19 protein-coding genes and 1 pseudogene are annotated in these 26,454 nt (G+C 43.1%); 10 read left to right on the top strand and 10 right to left on the bottom strand.

From position 1 onward, the window contains the following. Positions 1-137, bottom strand: a pseudogene (locus tag RIC07_RS09635) (RNA-guided endonuclease InsQ/TnpB family protein); the annotation flags it as partial. 56 nt (positions 138-193) lie between these two features. Here RIC07_RS09635 and tnpA point away from each other — a divergent pair. Together tnpA and RIC07_RS09625 are read left to right on the top strand one after the other, a co-directional pair. After that, entirely contained in the window at positions 194-622 is a 429-nt protein-coding gene (gene tnpA, locus RIC07_RS09630) for an IS200/IS605 family transposase (protein WP_446394321.1), read from the top strand. A gap of 193 nt (positions 623-815) precedes the next feature. Then, on the top strand, positions 816-1,949 hold the full coding sequence (locus RIC07_RS09625; protein ID WP_446394320.1) for a glycosyltransferase family 4 protein: 1,134 nt from the start codon (positions 816-818) through the stop codon (positions 1,947-1,949). A 424-nt stretch (positions 1,950-2,373) separates the two neighbouring features. Here the strand turns inward: RIC07_RS09625 and RIC07_RS09620 are convergent, their stop codons facing one another. The 3 genes from RIC07_RS09620 to RIC07_RS09610 all read right to left on the bottom strand — a co-directional run bounded on the left by RIC07_RS09620 (position 2,374) and on the right by RIC07_RS09610 (position 6,319). Further along, on the bottom strand, positions 2,374-3,087 hold the full coding sequence (locus RIC07_RS09620; RefSeq protein WP_446394319.1) for a sensor histidine kinase: 714 nt from the start codon (positions 3,085-3,087) through the stop codon (positions 2,374-2,376). Then, positions 3,060-4,673, bottom strand: a complete 1,614-nt coding sequence (locus RIC07_RS09615; protein ID WP_446394318.1) for a PAS domain S-box protein — start codon at positions 4,671-4,673, stop codon at positions 3,060-3,062. Before RIC07_RS09615 ends, RIC07_RS09620 begins: the two co-directional genes overlap by 28 nt. 548 nt (positions 4,674-5,221) lie before the next feature. Next, complete coding sequence (locus RIC07_RS09610) at positions 5,222-6,319, bottom strand: GRAS family protein (protein WP_446394317.1); 1,098 nt, start codon at positions 6,317-6,319, stop codon at positions 5,222-5,224. A 310-nt stretch (positions 6,320-6,629) separates the two neighbouring features. On the opposite strand from RIC07_RS09610, the gene RIC07_RS09605 reads away from it, so the two are divergent. From RIC07_RS09605 to RIC07_RS09595, 3 genes are all read left to right on the top strand, one after another. Further along, positions 6,630-8,507 carry a hypothetical protein gene (locus tag RIC07_RS09605; protein WP_446394316.1) on the top strand — a complete coding sequence of 626 codons (1,878 nt, stop codon included), beginning with the start codon at positions 6,630-6,632 and terminating at the stop codon, positions 8,505-8,507. Between the two features lie 117 nt (positions 8,508-8,624). Continuing rightward, a complete protein-coding gene (locus tag RIC07_RS09600; protein WP_446394315.1) occupies positions 8,625-9,695 on the top strand; it encodes a hypothetical protein in 1,071 nt (356 codons plus the stop codon). A 34-nt stretch (positions 9,696-9,729) separates the two neighbouring features. Next, entirely contained in the window at positions 9,730-11,187 is a 1,458-nt protein-coding gene (locus tag RIC07_RS09595) for a hypothetical protein (RefSeq protein WP_446394314.1), read from the top strand. A 26-nt stretch (positions 11,188-11,213) separates the two neighbouring features. On the opposite strand, the gene RIC07_RS09590 is transcribed toward RIC07_RS09595, so the two are convergent. After that, positions 11,214-11,702, bottom strand: coding sequence for a cupin domain-containing protein (locus RIC07_RS09590; protein ID WP_446394313.1), 489 nt, complete (start codon positions 11,700-11,702; stop codon positions 11,214-11,216). A 216-nt stretch (positions 11,703-11,918) separates the two neighbouring features. On the opposite strand from RIC07_RS09590, the gene RIC07_RS09585 reads away from it, so the two are divergent. Further along, on the top strand, positions 11,919-14,555 hold the full coding sequence (locus RIC07_RS09585; protein ID WP_446394312.1) for a hypothetical protein: 2,637 nt from the start codon (positions 11,919-11,921) through the stop codon (positions 14,553-14,555). Positions 14,556-14,856: 301 nt separating this feature from the next. Continuing rightward, positions 14,857-15,366: a cupin domain-containing protein gene (locus RIC07_RS09580; RefSeq protein WP_446394311.1), complete on the top strand. Its 510-nt coding sequence runs from the start codon at positions 14,857-14,859 to the stop codon at positions 15,364-15,366. 162 nt (positions 15,367-15,528) lie between these two features. Here RIC07_RS09580 and RIC07_RS09575 read toward each other — a convergent pair whose 3' ends face one another. The 4 genes from RIC07_RS09575 to RIC07_RS09560 all read right to left on the bottom strand — a co-directional run bounded on the left by RIC07_RS09575 (position 15,529) and on the right by RIC07_RS09560 (position 19,463). Continuing rightward, positions 15,529-16,173, bottom strand: coding sequence for a hypothetical protein (locus RIC07_RS09575; RefSeq protein ID WP_446394310.1), 645 nt, complete (start codon positions 16,171-16,173; stop codon positions 15,529-15,531). Positions 16,174-16,375: 202 nt separating this feature from the next. After that, complete coding sequence (locus RIC07_RS09570; protein ID WP_446394309.1) at positions 16,376-17,020, bottom strand: hypothetical protein; 645 nt, start codon at positions 17,018-17,020, stop codon at positions 16,376-16,378. A 135-nt stretch (positions 17,021-17,155) separates the two neighbouring features. Beyond that, positions 17,156-17,698: an EF-hand domain-containing protein gene (locus RIC07_RS09565; RefSeq protein ID WP_446394308.1), complete on the bottom strand. Its 543-nt coding sequence runs from the start codon at positions 17,696-17,698 to the stop codon at positions 17,156-17,158. A gap of 184 nt (positions 17,699-17,882) precedes the next feature. After that, positions 17,883-19,463, bottom strand: a complete 1,581-nt coding sequence (locus tag RIC07_RS09560) for a mechanosensitive ion channel family protein (RefSeq protein ID WP_446394307.1) — start codon at positions 19,461-19,463, stop codon at positions 17,883-17,885. Positions 19,464-20,015: 552 nt separating this feature from the next. On the opposite strand from RIC07_RS09560, the gene RIC07_RS09555 reads away from it, so the two are divergent. Beyond that, on the top strand, positions 20,016-20,417 hold the full coding sequence (locus tag RIC07_RS09555; RefSeq protein ID WP_446394306.1) for a hypothetical protein: 402 nt from the start codon (positions 20,016-20,018) through the stop codon (positions 20,415-20,417). A 610-nt stretch (positions 20,418-21,027) separates the two neighbouring features. On the opposite strand, the gene RIC07_RS09550 is transcribed toward RIC07_RS09555, so the two are convergent. After that, the gene (locus RIC07_RS09550; protein WP_446394305.1) at positions 21,028-21,912 is read right to left on the bottom strand and encodes a DNA cytosine methyltransferase; all 885 of its coding nucleotides are present in this window, start codon (positions 21,910-21,912) and stop codon (positions 21,028-21,030) included. 136 nt (positions 21,913-22,048) lie between these two features. On the opposite strand from RIC07_RS09550, the gene RIC07_RS09545 reads away from it, so the two are divergent. Then, positions 22,049-22,216, top strand: coding sequence for a hypothetical protein (locus RIC07_RS09545; RefSeq protein WP_446394304.1), 168 nt, complete (start codon positions 22,049-22,051; stop codon positions 22,214-22,216). A gap of 180 nt (positions 22,217-22,396) precedes the next feature. Continuing rightward, positions 22,397-26,281 (top strand): WD40 domain-containing protein, encoded by a 3,885-nt coding sequence (locus tag RIC07_RS09540; protein ID WP_446394303.1) that lies wholly within the window; start codon positions 22,397-22,399, stop codon positions 26,279-26,281. The last annotated feature ends 173 nt before the right edge of the window (positions 26,282-26,454 follow it).

The raw sequence follows: 26,454 nt of genomic DNA, 5'->3' as shown, positions 1-26,454 counted from the left end.
TCAACCTTTTCCTCTCTAGGAGCGTCTAGCCAGTATCGCAAGCATTTGTTGCGAATGAACTGACATATCCTTATTCCTTCATCTATAGCTCTAAGTTGAGCTTTAGAGGCTTTTACCTTAAATTCGTAAACTAGCATCGTCTCGACCCGTCGATGTGTTATTTTAACAGTATCATTTTAGTCGTCTATTGTCAATGCATCCAGAAACAACATACAAAAGGACTCGCAGAGCTGTATACAACCTCACTGTACATATCGTATTTGTGTCCAAATACCGCAAAAGTGTGTTCACAAAAGAGATGTTAGTAAGGTTGTCAGAGGTGTTCGAGTCTGTAGCGAGCAGTTGGGAGTCAGAAGTCCTTCAGTTTAATGGAGAAGAAGACCATGTACACCTTCTCCTTTCTTATCCGCCCCACAAGTTATTGAGCAACCTGATTGCCAATTTAAAAGCCACATCATCTAAGACGATGTGGCGAGAATTTGAACCCATGTTAACTTCTGTTTACAAGAAAAGGGTTTTATTGACGGGTTCTTATTTTGTCTCTAGCTGCGGTGGCGTTACAATAGAAAGGCTTAAGGTTTACATCCAGGATCAACAATGTCCTGATTCATCCCATCGCTGAAAGCGAGGGTCTTCTCAGGACAGAGATATAATGGCTGAGACCCTATACCAGTAACAACCCTCCTACCTGGTTGGTGAGCGTTCGACTGAACTTCGACAGGCTCAGGGGTCCGCGCTCACGCCGAAGTCCTGTCGAACCACTGCCTCCTGCCTCCTACCGTTTGCAATACCACTCCGCACACAGTCACACGATTATGCGAATTGCCTTATTCACTGAAACTTTTTTGCCTAAAGTTGATGGGATTGTCACGCGACTGCGGCACACGGTTGACCATTTACAACGCAATGGTGACCAGGTTCTGGTAATCTGTCCAGATGGTGGACTCACAGAACACAAAGGTGCCAAAATTTATGGCGTTTCGGCTTTTCCATTACCTTTATATCCCGAACTGAAACTGGCATTACCTCGACCCGCGATTGGCATAGCGTTAGCTGAATTTAAGCCGGATGTAATTCATGTGGTGAATCCGGCGGTATTAGGGTTAGGGGGACTCTATTATGCTAAAGCGATGCAAATTCCTTTAATCGCGTCCTATCATACTCATTTACCCCAGTATCTTCAGCATTATGGGTTAGGGATGTTAGAACCGGTGATGTGGGAATTAATTAAGGCAAATCACAACCAAGCCCAGCTTAATTTATGTACCTCGACGGCGATGGTGGAGGAATTGAGAGGGCACGGGATTGAACGATTGGATTTGTGGCAACGGGGGGTAGATACGGAGACATTTCGTCCCAGTTTGGCGTCAACCGAGATGCGATCGCACTTGTCCCAAGGACACCCGGAAAGCCCATTGCTGCTTTATGTGGGGCGTTTGTCGGCGGAAAAGGAAATTGACCGGATTAAGCCAGTTCTGGAATCGATTCCCGGTGCGCGTTTGGCATTAGTGGGCGATGGACCTCATCGCAGCGCCTTGGAAAAACATTTTGCTGGAACCCCTACCCATTTTGTCGGGTATCTGACGGGTGAAGCCTTAGGTTCTGCCTTTGCGTCGGCGGATGCGTTTATTTTCCCTTCCCGCACTGAAACTTTGGGATTAGTTTTACTCGAAGCAATGGCGGCGGGGTGTCCCGTGGTGGCGGCGCGTTCTGGGGGAATTCCCGATATTGTCACCGATGGGGTAAACGGCTACCTATTTGACCCGAGGGATGAACAAGGCGCGATCGCAGCGACTCAACGTCTGTTCCAGGAACAAACCGAACGGGAAACCTTACGAGAAAACGCCAGGGCGGAAGCCGAACAGTGGAGTTGGTCAGCCGCAACCCGTCAGTTACAACAGTATTATCAGAGTGTGGTGTTGTCGCGATCGCTCTTACCTGCGGCTTGATTAGGGGCTGCTGAATAAGTCTTGTGGTGGGAATAGGCAACACCTCGACTTGCAATCAGAGGGTGGTAGGGGTACGGCATTGCCGTGCCCTCTTATATAGCAATCGCCATAGCGGTTAGGACACATCTTATGGTAGAGAGGTTCCGGCGGAACGTCTCTACCACAGTTCTTATCTCTCCAACTATTATTATTCTTTAATAAACTAGCTCCTAAAGATTTAAATACCAAATCTTTAGAAGCCAATACACCTAAACTATCCTTAATAATATCATAACCCTGAATCACCGAGTTTGGTGTTGTAAAATGTTTGATTTTGTGTGAATTTTCCTCAACCTAATCTGTCTTTGATCAAAAAAAATTACTAACTACAATGGCAAATGATATAGCTTGCTTCTTTTCGGGAGCGAGTATGACCAATGATCAATCACACAGGTAACTCAATCACAAACTCTGTACCTTGCCCTAATAACGATTTACAATGAATCTCACCCTTATGTCGCTCCACGATACTGGTGTGGGCAACCGATAAACCTAATCCTGTGCCTTGACCAATGGTTTTGGTGGTAAAAAACGGGTCAAATATGCGCGATTTAATCTGACGATCTATCCCTACACCATTGTCGGTAATCCGAATAATAATTTTATTGATATCCTGTTGACTCTGAACTGTGATAAAATCGGTACAAATCCGAATCTTAGGAATAAAGTTTGTATCCTGCTGCATCCGTATTTCTAAAGCATCAATTGCATTACTCAAAATATTGATAAAGACCTGATTCAACTCTCCAGGATAGCAATTAATTAAGGGCAGATCATCATACTCTCGCATCACCCGAATCGCGGCTCGGTTCGGCTGTTTTCTCAGGCGATGTTGTAAGATCATCAGGGTGCTTTCGATACCTTGGTGAATATCAGCTTTTTTGTAGTCCGATTCATCTAAACGGGAGAAGTTTCGCAGAGATTGAACGATGCCCTGAATTCTTGCCGCTCCCTCTTGCATGGAATTTAATAATTTTACAAAGTCTTGCTCAATAAAATCGAGTTCTCTCTCAACAATATAGTCTTGAATTTCCTGAGGTGGTATGGGATAAAATTGACCGTAGAGGTAAATTAGCTGCAAAAGATCACGGATATACATCCGGGCGGGGTTAATATTGCCAGCAATGAAGCTAAGGATTCTGCTTGTTTACGGGGGGTGATGTCGGTGACGCGGACTAAATGGAGGGTTTTATCCGCCACTTGAATTCGCTTGACAGCTAAATTTCCCCAAAATAACCGTCCTTTTTTGCTCACATATTCTATCTCTCGACTCCAAAATCCATACCTCTGAATTTCATCGACGATAGAATCTAGGTCATCGGGATTCCAAAATAGTGTACCGTCTTTCCGATAGTTTCGCAGGGTGACATGACAATCTCGTTTGTCCTGGAGGGCTTGGCGTATTTCCTGCAATTGGGGTTGATGGGTGTCTTGTCTCTGGAGGAAACGGCAATTATGACCGAGAATTTCGGCTGGGGAGTAACCCGTCATCTGCTCAAAACTCGGGTTGACGTAAACAATGGGATGATCAGGGGCTTGAGCATCGGTAATCACGATACCATTACTCGCCGCCGCGATCGCCCGTTCGAGCAGGTGTAATTTTTCTTCGGTCTGTTTGCGGGCGGTGATATCATGAGCAACGGTATAAATTAACCCTTCTTCTACTACTGGCGTTGCACTCCAGAGGAACCAGCGATAGGAGCCATCTTTACAGCGATAACGATTCTCAAAGTTAATTGTGGAAACGCTATTATTGATCAGCTTTTGTGCTTCCCGTTGAGTGGCATCTTGGTCATCGGGATGGACAAAATTCAGATAAGGTTGACTCAAGAGTTCCGAGATAGAGTAACCCAATGTCGTTTCCCAAACTGGATTTAACTGTTTAAAATAGCCATCAAACCCAGCAATACAGAGCAGATTCATGGAAAGGTTAAAGAAACGCTGCTGTTGATTGTCTGGTAGTCGTAGGGGTGGAGCAAGAATTGAAAAATTTTCGCTAATTTTATCCGCGTCGCATTGACAGGCGAACTCTAATTGATTTGATGGTGGTTGAGTATATTGTCCGTTTCCGTTTTCGTCCGGAATCAGGGATTTAAATTTAGGGATGAGAGAGTGGTAAAATTCATCCTTATCTTCCCATCTTTGTTTCTTCTCTACTCCTTGATTTTCCTGATTCCGCACCTGTTGACGGGCAATCGCATAGCGCAGGGAGCGCATAAGTTGGGAATTATCGAATTCTCCTTTAATTAAATAATCCTGAACCCCGGCTTGAATCAGTTGAAATGCTAACGCTTCATCCTCCGCCGCACCGAGGACAACAATGGGAATTTCGGCATGAGTTGGGCTTTCTCCACTATACTCCTGAAGTCGCGCGATCGCATCCAGCCACTGTGCTGGGCTAGTATCCTGTTCTTCTAAACGATAATCATACCCTTCGCTCTCCTGCAAGCCTTCTGTTTTCTTTCCCCTTGATATCAGACACAAATCGAATACAATAATATCAAATTTCTCTTGTTGCAAACGTTCTCGGGCTGCATGAAGACTTTTCACCCGAATGAGCGATGCCTGTGGATTCTGATTATCCAGGAAAATGGCTTGAATCTGTTGGACGATTGCGGGGTCATTTCCCACGAACAAAACTTGCCAAGCTGTAGTATTTGTATGTGTTGGGATTTTGCTAATCATCTGGCATTGTTTAAACTAAATTGAAAAAATAATGCTGACAGTTCAGTCGTTCACGGTAATGTAAACGCTGACGTGATCCGCACACACAGCACAAAATCGATCATTTAGAAAACGGCACGATAGCAGCGTAAAAAATCTCAATAGATGCTTCGCTCAGGACTCGGTGTCCCCTGAAAAACACTTCAGTTTTTGACGGCGAACGATAACAGCTACTGGAATATTGCCTGACTCAACAATCAATTTCCAGCCCAAAACCCTAATTTTTTTATAGTTTAACGTATTTTCTGACAACTTATTAAATTAAGACCCGATAACTGTGTAAAAGTTGTATGAACATAAATATAAATACATCAGTCAGCTATCTCGATGCACATTCTAATACACTGACCTGTTAGAAATTGTTATAAAAAGTTAGGTATTTGGGGAGGAGCAGCAAAATGATGGATGTGGAGCAAATACAAAGAAATCTAGTAAAATCCTTTCATATCCTTGGATTAGGGCACGATAGTATCGTGTCCCTACCGTATTGGGCGTTTACCCTTCGAGTCTCACACCTTGCTATATTTATCCACTTGGGCGGCTAGAACCCCAACGATGGTACGGTGGTTATATTCCACACCCACATAGCCTCTGTACTGACGCACGGCTAAGGTTGGATGATTCACAGGAGGTATGTTGGGAATTTTCTTTTTCAAGTAGAACCCTGCCCGCACAAACCGCTCAACCCAAACCGATAACGGTTCTAAGCGTTCATGGCGATTTGCCATTTCATCTTCAGACAGAATATCCTCAATTTCACGTCCAAAAAAGCCGACTTTCAACGCTACTTTTTCCGCATCCGTTAATTCATTCACCGCATCCACTATATCGAAGCAGGTGCCGTACAAATCCCAACAGTTTTGAAACCGTTGAAAAAATTCATCAATATTATGGTTAGCATTCCCTTCTAGCAACACAAACCCCAGAGGATTCAACAGATACAGTTGGCGCAGCACGCGATCGCGTTCATCTCCTTCATGGGGTTCACTGACGATATGATGGAGAGAATAGGCGGCATTTATCGTCACTTTGCCGCCAAAACGCTGTCGTAAGTCTTGCCATTCTTCCCAGGAGAGATCTTCGGCACATTTATCAATTCCGACAAAATCCACCGCAAAGGGTAGCGCTTTTCCGGCTTCCCGAATGGCTTGCTCGGCGGCGTCTAAACTGGCAGGAACAGGTTCTAAACCAATGACAGTAAATTTCTCCGGTGGGTGATCACTTTCAGCCACCAATTTCATCACAGCGATGGCTTGACTGCCTTTACTTAAACCCAAATCCATGTAAGCCACGTCTGCTAACCCACTTTCGGTAATATACTCAGCGAGTAATGGATTCCCAATCTGGTAGGAATAGGTGAAAACGGGTACCTTTGCCAGAGCATCAAAGATGTCAATCTTGGAGTCTTCTTCATCCTCATATTTTCCCAGGTAAACGTTGGCTTGTTCGATATAGTTAACGTCAAACTTCTTCTTCAATGCATCCGCAAACACATACTCTTTCGTTTGCGTCTTGCGATCGTAGTTCAAACTATGCAGCAGATGATAAGCAGTACGAACACTCCCCTCTTTTAAAAGTTGTACTACTTCAAGTAATGGATGTGGCATGGGATTTTTCTCCTTTTTAACTCACTATCAACGCAAGTAGGCTTGGTTTCGTTCTTCAACCCAACCCCATCGCGCTTTGTTTTTGTCAACTTCCCATCTTAGGATTGATACGCCCTCTCCAGCAAGACGGCTTTTGTTAGAAAATGTTAGTAAAAATAGGATTAACTTACCTGTTACAACATCTTGATGTTATAAAATGTTATAAAATGTTAGTAAAATGCCTCGTCAGGTTGACAAGGGCTGGGATAGTCATTCTATAATCCGTCTAGCTACCAACTTGGGTTAATGCAAGAAAGAAAAGAGAAAAGATATGGTCAGTGTATTCAGGGGATTTAACATTGCATCTCGGCTAGCAGAATCTGCACAAGACTTAATTCAAGTGAGTACTCGTCTAGCGAGATCGGGTACAGTGACTAACCTAGTGAGAGTAGGGGGTAGAGCAGTAGATGTAATCACGACAACTCAAGACCTTTTATCCCTTAGCAATGAAATAGCCAAAGAGGTTCTGGGTAACGACTATCTGAACTATGGAGATGATTTAACCGCGTTTACTAAAGCGTCACTAGAAGCTCATCGTCTTCATCACCAAACGATAGAAATGAGCCGGACAATTGATAAGTTGAATGCAGGGATGAGACTTGTTTATGACGATGTGTCTATCTTTTCTAGAAGGTTAGAACGGATAGAGGATCTGTATGAGGAGATAGCCACTATCATCACAAACATACAACGGCAATTACCGCAACAATACACCTGGGTGAATATCCAGGCGCAAGAGCCGCTAGATCGAAATCAAAACGATGACCCAGAAACAATAGAAGCCGATCGTCTATTTATCGGACTGGCATCGGGAGATATTCTACTAAAAGTGGGGGTTTTCTCATTCAAACAATTTACAAGAATCCGGCACTCCACAGCACCGTCATCATCAGGCAGCGCTTATCATCCCGATTTAGTCGTTGAAGGGAAGATAGATACCATTGGTGCAAGAATACGGCAAAGAATTCCATCGGCCGTGATCAGCAAAGTGAGGGTTGTCCAGAAAATCGTCGGTTCAGCGTTGCAAATGGGTAGCCTTGTGTCGAGTGTGTTTGGGTTGAGATCTTTTATTACAGGCATCCAACACGTTCAAGACATGAAACAGCAATTACAAGCTTCAACAAGGTTAGTCCAAGAGACTTCAAAATATCTTCAGTTAGCTATGGCTGGTTGTTCCGCCGCTCAAATAGATGAGGTCGCCCATTATTTTCAAATAGAGATAGACGGAAACAGTCCAGATGCTCAAAACGGCAGAGAGATGTTAACAAGAGGCTTGACAACTATACAAGCTGATACAGAAAAAGCACTTGTTGAAGTAATAGGAGCATCGGATTCATCTGCATCAGGAGCCGTTAAATCTGATGTAAAAAGCATATATGAACTGGTCATTGGCGAGTATCAGCGGATAGTAGCTGAACAGTCGCATCTACCGAATGGTCAGTTAAATTTTATAAGCCCTCAAGATTCCCAAAATTTCCACAAGATTCAAAATGCATTTGGAATCTTTACAGCCAAGCAGACAATTGCCTTAGATACCTCGTCTACAGCGGAAGTACGCTACAATGCACTTCGAGACATAGGTATTGGTTTCACGGATAGTCTGGCTAAGCTTTTTAGCGATTTGGAATCAAACCTGCAAAAAGTGCGGCGTGACATTGATTGCACACAAGAAATTGTTCAGGGTACATGGGAGTTACTCCATGAGTGGTGGCTGGAAAAAGATTATCTGGAAAAAGATGAAAATCAAGATTTTTTAGTAGAATGTCGATTTACGCAATCGATAAGCATTCTTGGCATTACCATGTCTTTGTCCCCTGATCAGAAATCACTGATGAAACAAAAGTTAGTCGGTGAAATAGAACAACTCAGACAAGATTATGAAGAAAATCACACTAAGGTAAAAACAAGTAGAGTTTGGAACAGGATAACGGGAAACAGCAGCTTGGAGAACCGAACACACTGGCAAACTGAGAATGAGGTAGAGTCAGAGGTGATCAGGTTGTGGCAGGCTCTGAACCAGAGTATTTCATCACAAGACAAGGTTAACTATGTCAATGCCAATCAGCAATCTCAGCTTGATTTGACTCTGGAGCAGATTTCAATAGACCTGAATATACCCATCGAATTGCTCAGGAGATCTCATTTTTGAGGATAGAGGCTTATCTCTGCCAGGGACAAAAACAAGTTTTTATCTCAATCAAGTAAAATAAAAGTTCAAGTTTCGAGCCGGGATAGAAAACAAATTCCTGGCTCAAATGTTCTAGAATTGTCAAACCTAAAAAAAGGTTATTTAGAGATCATGGAATACAGTTGTAGAGAAGCAACCCAGAACGATGTCGATCAACTTGCTCTTTTATGGAAGTCCTATTCAGAAGAGAGTTGTCGAAAGCAATCCCATCTAAAATTAAAAGTTAAACCGGATTTTAATTTCAAATATTTTGTCTATAACAAGCTCTGCTTAAAATTCACATACTTGCTTGTTATAGAGTGCGACAAAAACATAGCAGGGAGTATGATATTAAGTGTTTTTGATGAGTCAGTTCCCGACTATATCCCGAAAAATATATCACTTGAATATGAACATTTGCATCCCTTCTTATCTGAACGATTACTCAATGTTCATGCCATCTATCTCTACCCGGAACACCGTGAACTCAAGGCAATCACAACGTTGGTTGAGGGAGCTGAATCTTTGGCTGAGCGGTTAATGATCAGCGAAATTAATCTGTCCATAGACTGGGGGGAAACAGGACTACAAGCCTTGGTTGAAAGACGTGGCTTCACTAAGGGACAAGTTGTATACAAGAAAAAGTGTTTTCCAATTGACAGTTATCGAGGTAAAGCTCTCCCTAGTCTTTATCGTCCAGCATTCAGGTTAAGAGATGTGGTTCAAAGTCTTGAGCCAATGCCGATCGCTCTTCGTAGTTTGAGAACAGGCAAACTGGCTAAGGATTCAAACGGTAAACCTGTATTTATTTCACCTTTAGAAGATAAGAAAAGAGGGATACTGAGAACCTCTATAGGGTTATATGTCTATCCAAGGCCAGTGCTTGACCCCCAAACGCAAGATTTTGTTTTCGATACCAAAGGGGAGCTTGTATGTTCTCCATTACTCAGGCACAGGAATGGAGAAATTGTGGAGCATGATGGTTCCCCCTTATTTGCCCCTCCTGTTCTAGAATTCAAAAAATCAAAAAAAGGACTCTTTCTGAAAAAAGACGCTGAAGGAAATTGCTTATTTCACGAGCCTGAACTAGATTCAGAGGGTTATGTTGTGCTTGACGATTGGGGAACTCCAATATACAAGAGAATCTCACCGAGCGCTAAACAGGTTTAACGGCAAAAAATGCTTTAATTTTTAGGGGTTTAAAATGTCTAGTTCGGGCAAAAGTAGTGACGACTTTGGTAGGGGATTATTGAACATGCAACAGCAGATCATCTCGACTACCGTAGATACAACCTTAACGGCTGTAAATGCCTTAGCGGGCGGTTCCCTTAGCGAAGAGTTTAATACGTTTAGAGAGGGTATGGATCAGGCGGGTCTTTGTGTTGGGATATGTGATGTACAACGAGAGTCTTATAATGCATTAAGGGCTAAAAGAACTGAGTACGCGCAAAAGCAACAAGAGTACCAAACTTTACAAAACAGTTTCCAAAGTTTGTCCATCTCCTTTGATACGACTCATACAGACTTTGGTTACCATGTAAGCCATCTTCATAGCTTTTCCATAATCTGGAAAACGATAAGAGCCTCCAATCCATCTTCACAGCAACTTGAGCAGATTGTACAGGAGCTTGAACTACAATATAATTCAAGAGAACTAAGTACAAAGATACAAGAACTCCAAACCCAAGGAGTTGTATCTTTAGATACAGATCTTGCACCAGTTATTGAAACTTTACAACATGTCACTACGGCTTTAGCTCTTTTAGATGGTGTTGCCGGGTTAGGAGCGCTGGGTATATCTCTGGCAGCATCTATTCGTGCTTTCAGCATTGCTTCTAAAGTTATAGCTTTTGGGGACTTTCTCAGTCCAGCCGGTTGGGTTTTGACGGCGATTACATTGCCCATAGGAATGATTCTAAATGCTATGGCTCAGGCTGATGAGTCAGAACAATTATCCGAAAATATAGCTAAGCTGGATCAAGCCATTCATGCTCTTCATAATTTACAACAACAAGTAACAGCCGAAATAGAACGGGAACATCAAATAATTGATTTGTTAGAAACAATTTTCCCACCAATAGGCAATCAAGATTGGGGTGTTTCTATGGCGCAAAGAAGTGCAAACTTGTCAACTTCACTGAGTGGTTCCGCCAATACAAATAGTGTTGATCGTATTATCAGCCAATGTGTATCTCGCGTCAGGTTTTTAACCTTCAAGGAAGAATTGTTAAAAATTGTGGTAGAGGATTATCTGGTTGGCAAGCCAGAATTTGAGCAGAAATTCTATCAGGAATTAATTCAAATGTTGGAACAATTGGGTATAGAGATAACGCCGCAAGTTCGCGATGAACTTCATCAAAAAGCGCTCCAACAAGCGATTGAACATTATCGAACGCTTATTGATCGTGAAATTAGGGTCGAAAAAGATAATTCTTTTGCTCATCTAGAAAAAGAATTTCCTAATCGTACATCCTGGAAAACTCGTGCAGCGTTCGATCAACATATTTCCGATGAGATCCAAACAATAAAGGATGATCCTAACTTTAGCCATGAGATAGAAACATTCAAAAATGATCATCATAAAATGGAGGCGCTTTCTCAAGAGATTTTTTCTGAAGACATAAAAAGTTATTCCGACAGTTCTACAGTCGGAGATAACTAAGGTTTCCGAAATGCCATCTACGTCTACTACGGCTTAATATAGGGAGCTAACTGATCCCAACTATCAGGGAATCGCTGGCGGAAATCCTCAGACTGGGCAATTTCCATATCCCGGAAATCAAAGCCTGGTGCCACACCTTCTCCCAATAGTCCAAATTCACCGGCTTCTAAGACGGCTGCTTTCCAGTAACCACCGGGAACCAAAAGTTGGGGCTTTTCTCCATTGGCTAGATTCAGACCAAGTTTACACTTTTGCAATGTTCCATTTGGAGGGATGAGCAAATAAGTTACCGGGTAACCCCCGTGGAAGTAATGCATTATGTCGGATTTATTGATATGAAAGTAATCGATTGGGCTGTCGTCTGTGAGCAGATAATATATCGAAGTCATAGCTGACCGTTTTTGCCCCACTCGATCGGTTTCAATCATCATGCTAGAACGATATGCCTCAGAGTAGTAACCTCCCTCCGGGTGCATTTGCAAGGAGAGCTTTTGGATTAGATCATGTTTGTTCATTGTCATTTACTTTTGTTAATAAAACAATCAAGTTGCTCAGGGCAATTATAATCTTACACTTAAGGCTTTTTTTGTGCAATATTATGGAAGATTTGTCTGAGTTATAGCTAATTTGCTTTGTTTGTAAAAAAAATATTAATTAAACCGTTATGGGATAGGGATAGGATGTAATATGTTGGATACATCAATAAAAACCTGAGACCCAGAATTATTTGTATGACGCTTGATCGAGAACTCGCCAATGACTACCTTTATTTTTTAGCCGAAGAACTGGCGGCAGAGGCTTATAAGTCGGACAGCATTATTCCCTTAGAGAAAAAGCTGATTATCAGGGAGCAACATAACTTCATCTTATCGGGGTCTGACCGAATTTTAGATACCGTCCCCGAAAAAGAAGACCTTGATCTCGCCTTCTTTGCTACTCCTGACATCCTGGAAACGGTTCTGAAACCCGGAACGCCGTCTGGGGCAATAATTTTGAATACTCTCTTCTCCCAAATTGGGAATAACCGTCTACTGGAAGAAGTTCCTCCTGATCAATTTGAGATTATCGGGACTCCTGAATCCTTAGGGCGAGGAGGAAGCTTAGTTGTGCATAAGCAGTACGACTCACAACAGCAAACCTTTTTTATTCAGTGGCAAGTAAAGGGCATACATTATGATCAAGCCGCTTCAACCACAACCGCTGATATTTTTATCGATATCGCCGAGGATCAACAGTCGGTTCACAAACAGGTTGAATACTTGATATCAAGCATAAATATGCCGATTCAGCAGCACATTTATGCAAATTTGCCGGAAAAATCCAGCCTGCACCAGCAGAATCCCTATCATCTGTTGGTACTTCATCATCGCACCCATGAAGTGGTGATGACGTTACAAACCCTAGAGGCATTAGGATTTACCATTGATGCCTTTATTGGCATTCCCTATGGTGAAAGCAATTGGCCCACCATGAGGATGTTAGATTATGTGTCGAGTCAAAGCTATCGATGTTTACGCATGATTCAACATCCGATTGAACCGATGCAATACCGATTTGACTTTAAGCAATCCTCTTTTCTTTTGAGTGCGGATGAAGCGTTATTTACCGACTTATATAACGACTCGAACGTGAATCGGAACTATATGAGTGCGATGACAACCTTAGTGGAAACCGAACTAATTCGCAGTGTTCAACGCTGTCTCCAAGAAAAGACCAAATTTTTGATTTATGAAGATGGCGGATATGCCATCCCTCTGATTTATCAAATTTATAACGATTCCAGCCATCCTTGGCATTCCCTGTTCAAACAAGCTGTGGATGAAAGGATAATAGTTGGTGCCGTTGAAGTAACGGCGGCTGGAGAACGCAGAGACTTGGCAGCCATTGAATCGAATCAAGGAAAAGCCTTGCTTCCGGTACTCTCAACCGCACGGGATGACATCAAGACTATTTTTGAGGCAAAAGGGGTTTCACAAGCGATTATTGACTCCACATCAACGGCATTAGGTCGATTAGGATTGCCCACATTTGAAACCCGTAAAGTGGCGGTTATTGGGGGCAATGGGGCAATCGGTACTCGACTGGTTGAAGAACTTACCGAAATGCAGAATAGCACCAGTAATGTGTTTGCCATAGACATTGTCGATCACGCCTTTTATCGAGAAATTGACAGCGAAAAGTTTCCCTATGCAGCCATAAAAGTTGATTACTTAAACTTGGGTCGATATGTTGTGGAAGACAACTGTTTACCGGTGATTATCGACTTGTCCTTTGGCAATCGTAGTCTGCACGTATACAACCAGACGATTGAGAAATCCGTGCGCGAGTTCTTTTCAGTCTCTTCCCCCTACGCCTCCTTTACGGAATTAGTCTTTACCAATTCGTTCCCACATCCAGACATTTCCTTGGAGATGCTATGGCAAGAACTGGACAGATTGAATCAGTTATGGGATTCTATCAGACAGGAGTCTGGGTATGTAGCAGAGAAAATGGAATTCTTGCCCAATGGACAAGGGATGAGTCAATTCTTTAGTAACGGCAATTTATCCAAAAAAGTCACGTTATTAGTCTCAGAACAGGTACTCTCGTTCAAAAAAGTGACGCGCCTGATTCAGAACCATGTTGATACCATAATTGGGATGACGGGGTTACCTGTATTTGATGAGTATGACATCAATGCCTTTTTAACCCGAAATAACAATGAAAATCCGGTTGATGAACTTGTCCTGGTTAGTGGTTCATCCAAGGATTATGAATTTAAAAAAGCCATTGCTTTTCTGGATGAGTTGTTAGCGGTTCTTTCCGAAAAGACGATAGATATTCAGCAACAGTTGACCGGGTATACGAGATATTATGAACAACAGATGTGCTTTGTTGCAGATGATGACATGGAGGTGATGCGTCAAGTTTTGGCTTCTGGGAAAACACCTGATGCTCTCGTCGCCCAACTTAAACAATATCCTGAATTGCTCAAGATTAGTGGGTTGAAAGATGCCCAACCTGATACCTGGGCGTCTGGTTTAGCGGCATGGATTCGGTGTAAGATTAAAAGCCGTCTTTCCATTCGTAAATCCATTCACCAGGATATTGGTACAATCTATCATATTCAGTTTAACGGGCAGTCGAAACGATTAGTTCTGTTAGCCGATGGCTTTGTGATCAACTTTTTTGCCAAGCATGAGAAAGGCGTAAAAACCGAATATATTGATCCCATTGTCACGATGCAACTGCTAGGATTAGTGAAACTGGCGACAACGGAAACAGCAATAGAACCAGGGGTTTATCGCATGGCGCAACAGATCAAAACTGAGGATATCAATCTGTTTTGGCAGGCACTTGATGATAAGAGTCGCCCGATACAATTTTAGCCTCGTAGGTTGGGTTGAGGAACGAAACCCAACAGGCTAACAATGGTGTTGGGTTTCGCTTTCGCTCTACCCAACCTACTTACTACCCAACCTACTTACTTAAGCCATAACCCTTACCCATTCTAATTTTCAGCTATGGGAGAAGGGCGGGTTTAGTTAAGTTATCAGTTTGCTGCTCCCATGTTATCTGTAAAACCCGCCCCTACACCCCCCGCTCGCTCGATCTCTTTACCTTAAGTTGACACCAATGGGTATTGCCATACCCCTACAGATAAAATTATGATTTCTAAGGAGAAACTCTATGTCAACCAAAAACGCTAGCTATTGGATTGAAAAGCTTGGACTTGAAAAACATCCAGAAGGAGGGTACTACAAGGAAACTTATCGTTGTGAGCAAGAAATACCTCACGAAAATCTACCCAAACGATTTGAAGACTCTCGGAATTCTGCAACCGCCATCTATTTTTTATTAGAGGGAACTGATTTTTCGGCGTTTCATCGCCTCGATTCCGATGAGTTATGGCATTTTTATGCCGGGAGTTCACTAACGGTTCATGTTATTGAGGAATCGGGAAACTATTGTCCGATCAAGTTAGGTGATAATTTTGACGAGGGTGAGGTGTTTCAAGCCTTAGTCAAAGCAGGATGTTGGTTTGGCTCGACGGTGAATGATCCGCAATCTTATGCACTGGTGGGGTGTACCGTACATCCCGGTTTTGATTTTAATGATTTTGAGTTGGCTAAACGAGAGGAATTAACTAAGCTTTATCCTCAACATCAGTCTCTGATTGAGAAAATGACACGAATTTGATAATTTTAGAGGCTACAATTTATCTAGATTCTCAGACTCTTCCGGAATAGGGAGTTGTTTTGATTTAGCCACATCGGGTGAGGGCACGGCAATGCCGTGCCCCTACCTACCGTATCCCCTAAGGTTTCCAATTCTCACAGAAAAAATATGCCGGATTTGCTATCACAGGTCAATTTCATCGTCAATTGGTTTGACCTTCCCTTTTTGCTTTAATTTATCGACAATTGTAAATAATCGCCGAAAATCCTCTTGTTGCTCAAGAAAAAGTACAATTAGGGAAACAATGTTTTGGTCAAGCAAATAATATTTGAACTCAGGAAAATTGATTCGAGTTGCACCAACTTTACAATAAAGATTTCCAGGTTCGGGGAAAGTGGCGGTACTAACTGCATACTGACACCCGCATCTGATTAGATACCTGATTTCTGCTGCTACGATCAATACAAATATGGGAGATTTACGAAAATTTATATCGATAGCCAAGCGAGTAAATTCATGATGGCAATCTTTTTGTAAAAATCCGGGTAATTGGGTGTAATTTTCTACCTCTAAACGCCCCTTCAGCCGAGGAATTATCCGATGTACTGCTATGAGGTTTTCACCATAGAACCCACCAAATTGTGTTGACACCGAGTCATAATCATCAACCAGGATATTTCCCAAGACACTTTCTGTGATTTTTAAATTAGAGGGATTGCCTACGGGTGGAATCCAGCCTTGCTCTTCCACGTAAACTTCGTAAAGTAGCCTTTTGGCTAAAATCTTCTCTTCCTCTGTTCTCAGTATTCGCACGGAATATAATTCCATTTCAACGAAACCTCTTAATTTTTTATATAATGGCAAACTTTCTAGGATGATTACAGATAGAATCTAAATCTAGGTCATTCTATGTTGTAGAGACGTTATCGGCAACGTCTTTACTAATAAGGTTCGTGCTGCCAGTGGTGAATAAAGTGATCGCGTTGTTGACATTCTGGCGGTTCATTGAAGAATCGTTTACTGTAAGACATTACAAGTCAAGCTTATCGTCAATTGGTTTGACCTTCCCTTTTTGCTTGAATTTATCGACAATTGTAAATAATCGCTGAAAATTATTTAGTTGCTCAAGAAAAAATACAATTAGGGAAACAATGTTTTGGTCAAGCAAATAATATTTGAACTCAGGAAAATTGATTCGAGTTGCACCAACTTTACAATAAAGATTTCCGGGTTCGGGAAAAGGAGCGCTACTAATTACATACTTATACTCACATCCGATCATGTACCTGATTGCTGCTGCCATGATCAATAAAAAAATGGGAGAATTGCGAAAACTTCTATCGATAGCCAAGCGATTAAATTCATGATGGCAATCTTTTTGTAGAAATAGTGGTAATTGGGTGTAATTTTCTACCTCTAAACGCCCCTTAAGCCGAGGAATTACACGAAGTACCGCTATGATGTTTTCACCATAGAACCCACCAAATTGTGTTGACACCGAGTCATAATCATCAACCAGGATATTTCCCAAGACACTTTCTGTGATTTTTAAATTGGAGGGATTGCCTACGGGTGGAATCCAACCTTGCTCTTCCACGTAAACTTCGTAAAGTAGCCTTTTGGCTAAAATCTTCTCTTCCTCTGTTTTTAGTATTCGCACGGAATATAATTCCATTTCAACGAAACCTCTTAATTTTTTATATAATGGCAAACTTTCTAGGATGATTACAGATAGAATCTAAATCTAGGTCATTCTATGTTGTAGAGACGCGCCATGGCGCGTCTCTACACCCCTTATTCAGAGCCGAATTTAGTAAGGACCAAAGAAGGAGTTTCCAGGTGCCTGTGGATCATCGCTCGCATGGAATTGTCGAACTAATTCGACTAATTCTTCTTTGGATATATTACCGTCACCATTTAAATCTAACTTAGGAAAGGTTTCCGCCGCTACATCTTCAGAAACGTGCCAACTCTGCATAATTGTTTTGTACTCCTTAGCCGTAATGACACCATTGCCATCTAAGTCTAATAACTCGAAAACTTGGTTGGCAAGGTCAACAACTGTTTGGTACATTGATTGGTCATGGATGCGTCGATCGCCGTGTTCTAGCCACTCCTGAAGCTGAACCTTCCCATCCTTATCTTTGTCGGCATCTTTTTGCAGATGCTCCCAATCCTCCATAAACTTGGCATGGAGTTGATCGTACTGGGGTGTATTGGCTTCCAAATTGCGGAATTTGGCTAAATTTTGGAAGATGAGTTCAAAGTCTTCCTGGGTGACTGTACCGTTTCCATCGGCGTCATAGACTTGGAATAGTCTTGTCCATTTTTTGGTTTGAAGTTCCGTTAACATAGTCTCCTATTGTCTGTTGGTTGTTTTTTTATATTACCAGAAAATATTCTAACATTACCTGAATAAATTGTCTATCAAATTATGCCATTTTTTTTGTAAATTTTTTCGGTTCGTTTCAGGGACAAAACCTAACTAAAATATCGGGTAAGGGCACGGCAATGCCGTGCCCCTACGTTGCTATAAATTATTCTTCATTTTTAATCGGAGCCGGTAATAGAATGCCTTCTTCACGCAAGGTATCCATAAACATCTGCCGCAAAATGCGCTGGATTTGAATATGCTTTCCTGGCTTTACCTTGGTTAATGTCCGCAACAACAAGTTAGACTCGCCGAGACTTTCCACACCCTCAACTTGTGTGGGTTCGAGGACATCGGGATAATTGGTGTTTAACTCCTGTCCGAGCTCCTCAACGACTTGATAGACTTGGGCTAAGTTGGCATTATAGGGTACACAAACTTCTACAACAGCAAAAATATATTCTTTGGAGTAGTTAATCACTGAGCCGATCGCGCCATTGCGAATAATCTGTAATTGACCATTAGGATGTCTAAGACGGGTGGTTCTCAGTTCAATTGCTTCCACCGTACCCTCGACAACTTTCTCTTCCACGTTCCCGGCTTCAATATAATCTCCCACTAAATAGTAGTTTTCAAACAGAATAAAGAAGCCACAAACCATATCGTTAATGAGTTCTTGGGCGCCAAATCCTACAGCTAGACCAATAATACCCGCACCGGCTAGGATGGGAGTTGGATCAATATCGAGAGTATACAGGATAGAAATCCCAACGGTGAAATAAATTGCGTATTGCAATAAGCTACGAAATAGAGGAACCAGCGTTAAGCGTCTGCTTCTTTGCCTCTCGGTCAAATGTTTCTCTTTAAAGACTAATTCTTCCGCCAGGAGATAAACCACGTCATAAAACACCCGACTCAAGAATACCAGGGTAATGATTTTGATAATTCGCAGCCCAAAATCGGATAAGTTAGCGATTAATTGAATCTGCTGAGTTACCAATATCGCTATGCAAGTGTATAAAATTAATTCCAAACACCGCTTCAAAAAGGGGATTAGGTGGCGTAGGCGATCGTAAAATCTTAATAGGTTATCCGGGCTAGAATATCTGATACTGAGAACATCTAGGATATCCACGATCGCGGCGGCTGCTTTAATGATGAGTAATCCAACCGCGATGATTAAATAGATGCGTAGGGCGACAAAAATATAGTCAGAAATTACGGCGGGTAACTTGAGAAACAGACTACAGCAACCGATTATCCACAGCCAACTCCCCCATTTGATTCGTTTATAAAGTTCGCTAAAAAAAGCATCAATACTTTCATCATCAGTGGTACTGCTGTCTATACTTTTGGCGCGAGTGTTCGCTAGTTTGAGGCAGTATTTGATCAAGGCTAGAGCGATCGCCGCTAAAATGACCGCACCAAGACTTTGAGCCATGCCAACTGCCAAGGTTAGCCAAAATCTGGGTGGAATAAGCCGAATCAGGTCGAGTGTATACTTTTGTAAGTCTTTCCCTTGATAGATCAGGAAACCATTAACACCGACAATCACCAGGCACAGCACCAAGGCAGTCAGGAGCAACAATCCGGTGATGTTCCGACGCATCATTTTGACTTGTTGCGCCTCGATCTTAAATAGTGGGTATTGAATCACTAGCTTGGATAACTTCCCCACAAGCCAAATCAAACCCAAGAAAATAATTATGACAATACTGACTTCAGCTAAAATAATTAATGTATTCATAATTTCTTCAAATTTACCGAAATCAAATATTTTTTATCTTTGTTCTCTGTCTTGGGTGATATGTTGGGAAAAAATAAATTTATGTGTAATTTTATTTTTATAAATAAAAATTGACAAAATGGACTATGCACAGGGCTTTTAACGTTGCTATTCATCTGAAATTTTCAGAAAAAATTGTAAAAATTATTTAGCTAATGTTTCAGTTAAGCTAAAACGCATTTAAATTGTGTATTCCCTGTTGCCTGTTGCCTGTTGCCTGTTCCCTTCCTTGCGATTGAGGTATCCCAATTTAAATGCCGAACAGGTGACGGCGAACCCGATAACAGCGATGGGGATATTGCCAGACAAGACAATCGATTGCTCGCCCAAAACCTAGATACTTGGTTAGTTAACTGATTTTATAACAACTTGTTACATGAATGATCAATAGCCGTTGAATGGTTGTATGAACATGATATCAAGAGACTAATCATTTACATCAACGTATAGTCTACAACACTGACCTGTTATAAATTGTTAGAAAAAGTTAGGTATTTGGGGAGGAGCAGCAAAATGATGGATGTGGAGCAAGCCCTAAGCATTATCGATCAAAGCCTTAAACCGAAAGGCTTAACCGATATACAAGAGCTGATCTTCCGACAATGTTGGCAGGGGAAGAGCTATTATGACATCGCCCAAGAGTTTGAGTATGAGGTGGGTTACCTGCGGATTGCGGGTTCGCAGCTTTGGCAACAACTCAGTAAGGCTTTGGGAGAAAAAGTCACCAAAGCGAATCTACAGTCGGTACTGCGGCGTAGAATGAATGCGATCGCGCCATCATTTATTCTCAATCCATCCCCAACCAAACCCGAGTATCCGGATAGTTTAGGGTTGATTAAGTTAAAGGAAAATAAAGCGACGCCGAGTTGTGAGTTATACCGTCAGTATTTTGGCGCTGGGCGAGGTTTCTCGTAGGGGCGCACCGACGTGCGCCCTTTTCCACGACGTGCGCCCTTTTCCACGACGTGCGCCCTTTTCCACGACGTGCGCCCCACTGATAACTTAACTAAACCCGCCCTTTAAAATATCAGGAATGTAGGGGCGGGTTTGACAGATAACATGGGAGCACCCAAGGAATAACTTGAATAAACCCGCCCTTCTTAAGTTGACACGGATGACGCCCCGTGCGCCCAATTTAACCATCAATCTATTCCACAATTTTAGGGCACACGCTATCTGAATCGGGCGTGCGCCATGCGCCCGGTTTCGGGGCTAATGGTTAATTCATAAAATTAGCTGTGACACACCATTTCTCCCCCGACTCAACTCGATCATGTCGCTCTATAATCAAACAAGCAATCCTTCCTCTTTCAGGCAATTCCAGAAACAGGGCGGGTTTACATAAGTTACCTGTTTGGGCTTGTATGTTATCCGTAAAACCCGCCCCTACAGATGATCAGGTCGCCCTTTTTTTGAGGTTAAAAGTAGGTGGACTCTGTTGAGTTGATCTGTCACGAAATTCTGATCATCTAACTGAATATAAGGCTAAGGTTCCTTTACTACAAACTAGGCTAAGGTTCCCTCACTACGAACAACGAACAATTTCTAAAATTTGTCTTCCGAGCCATTCGCTGATGGGGGGGACAACGGCGTTGCCAAGGAGTCTCCCTCGGCGACTGTCCATCCGGGAGGAAACCCCATGAGCCGCTCCCACTCTGTCCACGTCAAGTTTCTCGCCACAGAGTATGGGTCGGTCTGAATGACCTCCTTGATGTCGTCCAGATTGGGCACGTAGCGTGGGGCAGATGCTTTTTGCCAAGGTGTACCCGAAGCCACCGCGACGTTGTACCACAAGCGGATCGTTTGTGACAGTGCCTTGACGAAAATCGGATCGAGTTTTCGCTTGGCTCGATTTTCGCGACGCAGTATCCCTAGACAATTCGCGGCTGTTAGCAAAGAAGTGATAGGCACGTTCTGATCTAAAACTTGCGATAAAGAATACTCGGTCTCGGTTGTGGGGTAAGCCCGCATGGAGAGCGTTACACGATATCCATCCCCCCAAATACCCATTCGCTTCCAACGTGTCGGTAACTGTCTCAAGAGCGGTTCCTTGCTCCGCCGAGAGCAATCCCGGCACATTTTCCATGACCAACCACGTTGGCTGAACTTCTCTAACCAAGTCCATAAACCGGAAAAATAGCCCGCTTCTTTCCCCTGTGAGTCCTTGTCGCTCGGTGTTGGCGTGGCTGAGGTCTTGGCAGGGCCATCCTGCACACCATAAATCAGAGGTAGGGATAGTTGTTGGATTGAGGGTCGAGATGTCGTCATGAAGGGGTACGTGGGGCCAATGGCGTTTTAATATCTGTTGACAAAACGGATCTATCTCACATTGAAACACAACCTGCATCCCTGCTCGTTCAAAGCCGAGATCAAAACCGCCAATACCTGCAAAGAACGAAGCAACACGCATGAAACTAGAGATAAAGCCTAATTGTGACGACCATCATAGATGATTGACGGATCAAAATCTACTGTAGACGATTTTCGTCTACAAACCAGTTTAACAGTCGATAATATCTCGACCATTAGGTTTTAAACTGTTAACTGTGGATAAAAAGCAAAACATCAGCGGCTTGAGAATTCGTCAAGTCAGATTACAACGCGGTCTAGATCAGGTTGAATTAGCAGCGGCTTTAAATGTCGATTACGGAGTCAAACTAGAACAATCCGATATTTCAGAAGGTAAAGGGGAAAGGTGCGTTACGCTGCGCTAACGCACCCTACGACGACTAAAATTGTGGAATAGATTTGACCATTGAATCGGGCGCAAGTCTTTGCGCCCCTACAGTTTCCGGGCGTAATTCTAATTCATCAAATAAGGTGTGACACGCCACTACAACGACGAATGACAAATGACAAATGACCAATGACCAATGACCAATGACCAATGACCAATGACCAATTTAACTCGTTTCACTAAATACTACAAAGTGGGTGGGGGTTTAAAATATAACCACCCCACCTACGTTCAACGAGCGGCTGATGACCAATTGTATGAAGCGCTGCTGGCGGGAAACTTTTGCTATGTGTTTAATACCCGACAGATGGGGAAATCCAGTTTGCGGTTGCGAACACTTCATCGCCTTAAAGCTAGAGGGTTTCATTCGGCTTCGATTGATTTAACTAATCTGGGGAGTGAGACGATTACGCCAAAGGAGTGGTATCGCGGACTTTTATATGAATTAATCGATAAGTTTTCCCAAATCCAAGAGTTTAATCTGAAAATTTGGTGGGATGAGCATGAGGGTTTATCCCTAATTCAACTATTCAGTCGATTTATTGATACGGTTTTATTGGCTCGGATTCCCCAAGGAAATATTCTGATCTGTATTGATGAAATTGATACAGTTCTGGGTTTAAAGTTTCCTACAGATGATTTCTTTGCTTTAATTCGATATTTTTATAATCAACGGTCAGAGAATGCTAAATATCAGCGACTCACGTTTGCTTTGTTTGGGGTGGCGACGCCTTCGGATTTGATTGCGGATAAAAAACGCACGCCGTTTAATATTGGCAAAGCCATTGATTTGCGCGGATTTAAGATAGCCGAGGTGGAGCCTTTAGCTCAAGGCTTGAATCCAAAAGCTAAACACCCCATGGAGGTACTCCAGCGAATTTTAGACTGGACGGGAGGACAACCATTTCTCACCCAAAAACTCTGTCAGTTGGTTGTTAAATCTTCTAACATTATTGAGGCGGGTGAAGAAGGGGAAATTATCGATAAATTGGTGTTAGAACGCCTGTTGATGGATTGGGAAGCAAATGATGAACCGGAACATCTGCGAACGATTCGCGATCGCGTCCTGGTCAACCCCCAATTAACGACCCGACTTTTGGGGATTTATCAGCAATTACTTCAAGGTATTTCTATTCCCAGTGATGACAGTCGGGAACAGATTGAACTGTTGCTTTCGGGGTTAGTTGTTAAGCAGCAAGGCTATTTACGGATTAATAATGCTATTTATCAAGCTGTCTTTAATCTCAACTGGGTACAAGCACAACTGAGTCAATTACGTCCCTACTCTCAAGCAATTGAGGCGTGGATAGCTAGCCATCAACAGGATACTTCCCGACTGTTGCGGGGACAAGCGCTACAAGATGCCCTACTGTGGTCTCAGGGAAAGCGTTTAAGTGATGTAGATTATCAATTTTTGGCAGCGAGTCAAGATGCAGAACGCCAAGAGATTGAACGAGTCTTACAGGTACAAAAAGAACGAGAACAATATTTTAGAACGATCGCCGATGCCATACCACAAATTGTGTGGATTATTGAAGCCGATGGTAAATTATCCTATATTAATCAACGAGGATTGGATTACTTAAACTGTACCTTAGCGCAAGCAACAAGCCAAGAACGATTTGTCTTTTGTCATCCCGAAGATATCGCGCGATCGCAAACCGCTTGGCAACACTGTTTTCAAACCGGAGACCCCTATCAGGTGGAACTTCGCCTTAGAGATGGTCAAGGGAACTACCGTTGGTTTTTGCAACGCGCCACTCCCCTGCGGAGTCCTGATGGGGAAGTTGTAAAATGGTTTGGCACCAGTACCGACTTAGAGGAAATTAAGCGCATTGAGGAGGCAAAACGACTTAAAGAAGTAGAAGCGCGACTGCTGCAAGAACATAAAACCACCCAACTGCAACGGAGTTTATTAGCTACAGTGACTGTGGCATTTGTGGTAGCCAGTGGGTTGGGATTATTCACCCGGTTTCAGAAGCGTCAACTGGCGGTGAGAGAGGTGCAAGCGCTAACAATTTCTGCTGAAGCCTTATTTGCCTCAGATAATCACTTAGAGGCATTATTCACCGCAATTAAAGCATGGCGGCGATCGCAAAATCTAGCCGTTGTGACTCCAGAGTTACACTCTCAAACTGAGCAAATTCTGCGCCGCAGTGTCTTTCAAGCCGACCAATCCAATCAACTGTTAGCCCATAAAAATGCTGCCCAAACTGTTGCCATCAGTCCAGATGGTCAACTGATTGCCACTGGGGGTCAAGATAAAATGATTAAACTCTGGCGTCGAGATGGTAAGCTTCTAAGGAGTTGGAGGGGACATAAAGATATCGTCACTGCTGTTGAGTTTACTCCTGATGGTCAACAACTCGTTTCTGCCAGTTGGGATCAGACAATTAAGCTGTGGAATTTAGAGGGTACAGTATTACGGACAATTCAGGCACATCAGGATTTAGTCCGGTCGATTGCCATTAGTCCAAATGGTCAACATATTGCCTCAGGGAGTGAAGATGGCACTGTCAAGCTGTGGCGGTTAGATGGTACACTGCTAAACACCTTTATCGGGCATGAGGATGCAGTATGGTCGGTGACGTTTAGCCCCGATGGGCAGATGTTGGCGTCTAGCGGTTTCGATAATACAATCAAGCTGTGGAATCTTGACGGAACCCGACTCAAAACCCTTAAAGGTGTTAATCACCGAGATCAGTCCTCAGAATTCAATCGCATTGTCAGTCTGGTTTTCAGTCCTGATGGTCAACGGTTAGCAGCCGGAACCTGGTATAACAGGATTCAGATTTGGCAGCGTGACGGGACATTGGTACAAACTCTGGAAGGGCATGAGAGTACGGTGATCAGTTTAGCTTTTAGTCCCAATGGGCAAACTCTCGCCTCCGCGAGTTGGGATGACACAATCAAACTCTGGTCAATAGAGGGAATTTTGCTGCACACTATCCAGGCAAATCAAGAAGGGATTTGGCAGATTACTTTTAGTCCCGATGGTCAAACCTTGATGTCATCCGGGGTCAATGGAACCCTGCGCCTGTGGCGGTTCAATCCGCCTAGTTTAACTCGACTCCGAGGTCATTCTAGGTCAGTTTGGGGCATTGATTTCTTCCCCGACAGTCAGAAATTGGTGTCTGTTGGCAGCGATACGACACTCAAGTTTTGGCAACCCGATGGCACACCCATTAAAACCCTGAAGGGAGATTTGAATCAACTGTGGGGGATTGATATCAGTCCCGATGGTTCCTTGATTGCCTCAGCCGGAGAGGATGCAACGGTTAAACTATGGCAGGCAGAGGGTTTACCCCTGAGAACCCTGAAGGGACATCAGGATACCGTGTTTGAGGTTGCGTTCAGCCCGGATGGGGAGTTGATTGCTTCAGCCAGTTGGGACAAGTCGATTAAAGTCTGGCGGATTGATGGTAGAGTATTAACCACATTGCTGGGACATGAGCATGAGGTGAACACGGTGGCTTTCAGTCCCGATGGTCAACTCCTCGCCTCTGGCAGTTCCGATGAAACCGTTAAACTTTGGCAACGGGATAGTTCTGGGGGATTTGCCTCGGAAGCGATACAAACAGTGAGGGGACACAGTGATCAAGTTTGGGATATCGCCTTCCGTCCCGATGGTCAGCAGTTTGCCTCAGCCAGTGCCGATCGCACGATTAAGCTATGGACAAGAGACGGGCAGTTAATTAAAACCTTAGCAGGACATGGCGATCGCGTCCAAAGTGTTACCTATAGCCGCGATGGTCAATTTCTGGCTTCAGCCAGTTGGGATCATACGGTTAAACTGTGGCGCAGTGATGGCACGTTAATCACCACATTACCGGGTCATCCGGATCGTGTCTTTGATGTTGCCTTTAGTCCCGATGGTCAGATTCTCGCCTCTGCCAGTTTAGATCATACGGTGATTCTCTGGACATTGGATCAGGTGGTGGATGTCAAGCCTGTTTTCCAACAGGGGTGTGACTGGATACGGGATTATATTCAGACTAGCCCGGAAGTTGAAGAACGCGATCGCTCTATGTGCAACGATTGATTGGGGAATAACAGTTATCAGTTTGGTGTAGGGGCGACCCGCTTACACGAATTAACAATTCTATTTGTTACAGCAGATGTAGCAGATGCATCAAAGTGTATGCTTTTGCGTATGATATGATTATCAGTTTTTTAATTAACCGCTACGATGATCGTCTCGTTTAAGGAGAGAAA

The sequence above is a fragment of the Coleofasciculus sp. E1-EBD-02 genome (assembly GCF_040218245.1).
In the GTDB taxonomy this organism is placed as follows: domain Bacteria; phylum Cyanobacteriota; class Cyanobacteriia; order Cyanobacteriales; family Coleofasciculaceae; genus Coleofasciculus.
The sequence above is the reverse complement of the archived record's forward strand: the minus strand, read 5'-3'. Positions and strand labels throughout refer to the sequence as shown.

Excerpts from the sequence above, each read along its gene's own strand:
- tnpA (WP_446394321.1), top strand. The coding sequence starts at position 194 with ATGCATCCAGAAACAACATACAAAAGGACTCGCAGAGCTGTATACAAC.
- RIC07_RS09625 (WP_446394320.1), top strand. The coding sequence starts at position 816 with ATGCGAATTGCCTTATTCACTGAAACTTTTTTGCCTAAAGTTGATGGG.
- RIC07_RS09620 (WP_446394319.1), bottom strand. The coding sequence starts at position 3,087 with ATGTATATCCGTGATCTTTTGCAGCTAATTTACCTCTACGGTCAATTT.
- RIC07_RS09615 (WP_446394318.1), bottom strand. The coding sequence starts at position 4,673 with ATGATTAGCAAAATCCCAACACATACAAATACTACAGCTTGGCAAGTT.
- RIC07_RS09610 (WP_446394317.1), bottom strand. The coding sequence starts at position 6,319 with ATGCCACATCCATTACTTGAAGTAGTACAACTTTTAAAAGAGGGGAGT.
- RIC07_RS09605 (WP_446394316.1), top strand. The coding sequence starts at position 6,630 with ATGGTCAGTGTATTCAGGGGATTTAACATTGCATCTCGGCTAGCAGAA.
- RIC07_RS09595 (WP_446394314.1), top strand. The coding sequence starts at position 9,730 with ATGTCTAGTTCGGGCAAAAGTAGTGACGACTTTGGTAGGGGATTATTG.
- RIC07_RS09590 (WP_446394313.1), bottom strand. The coding sequence starts at position 11,702 with ATGAACAAACATGATCTAATCCAAAAGCTCTCCTTGCAAATGCACCCG.
- RIC07_RS09585 (WP_446394312.1), top strand. The coding sequence starts at position 11,919 with ATGACGCTTGATCGAGAACTCGCCAATGACTACCTTTATTTTTTAGCC.
- RIC07_RS09580 (WP_446394311.1), top strand. The coding sequence starts at position 14,857 with ATGTCAACCAAAAACGCTAGCTATTGGATTGAAAAGCTTGGACTTGAA.
- RIC07_RS09575 (WP_446394310.1), bottom strand. The coding sequence starts at position 16,173 with ATGGAATTATATTCCGTGCGAATACTGAGAACAGAGGAAGAGAAGATT.
- RIC07_RS09570 (WP_446394309.1), bottom strand. The coding sequence starts at position 17,020 with ATGGAATTATATTCCGTGCGAATACTAAAAACAGAGGAAGAGAAGATT.
- RIC07_RS09565 (WP_446394308.1), bottom strand. The coding sequence starts at position 17,698 with ATGTTAACGGAACTTCAAACCAAAAAATGGACAAGACTATTCCAAGTC.
- RIC07_RS09560 (WP_446394307.1), bottom strand. The coding sequence starts at position 19,463 with ATGAATACATTAATTATTTTAGCTGAAGTCAGTATTGTCATAATTATT.
- RIC07_RS09555 (WP_446394306.1), top strand. The coding sequence starts at position 20,016 with ATGATGGATGTGGAGCAAGCCCTAAGCATTATCGATCAAAGCCTTAAA.
- RIC07_RS09550 (WP_446394305.1), bottom strand. The coding sequence starts at position 21,912 with ATGCGTGTTGCTTCGTTCTTTGCAGGTATTGGCGGTTTTGATCTCGGC.
- RIC07_RS09540 (WP_446394303.1), top strand. The coding sequence starts at position 22,397 with ATGACCAATTTAACTCGTTTCACTAAATACTACAAAGTGGGTGGGGGT.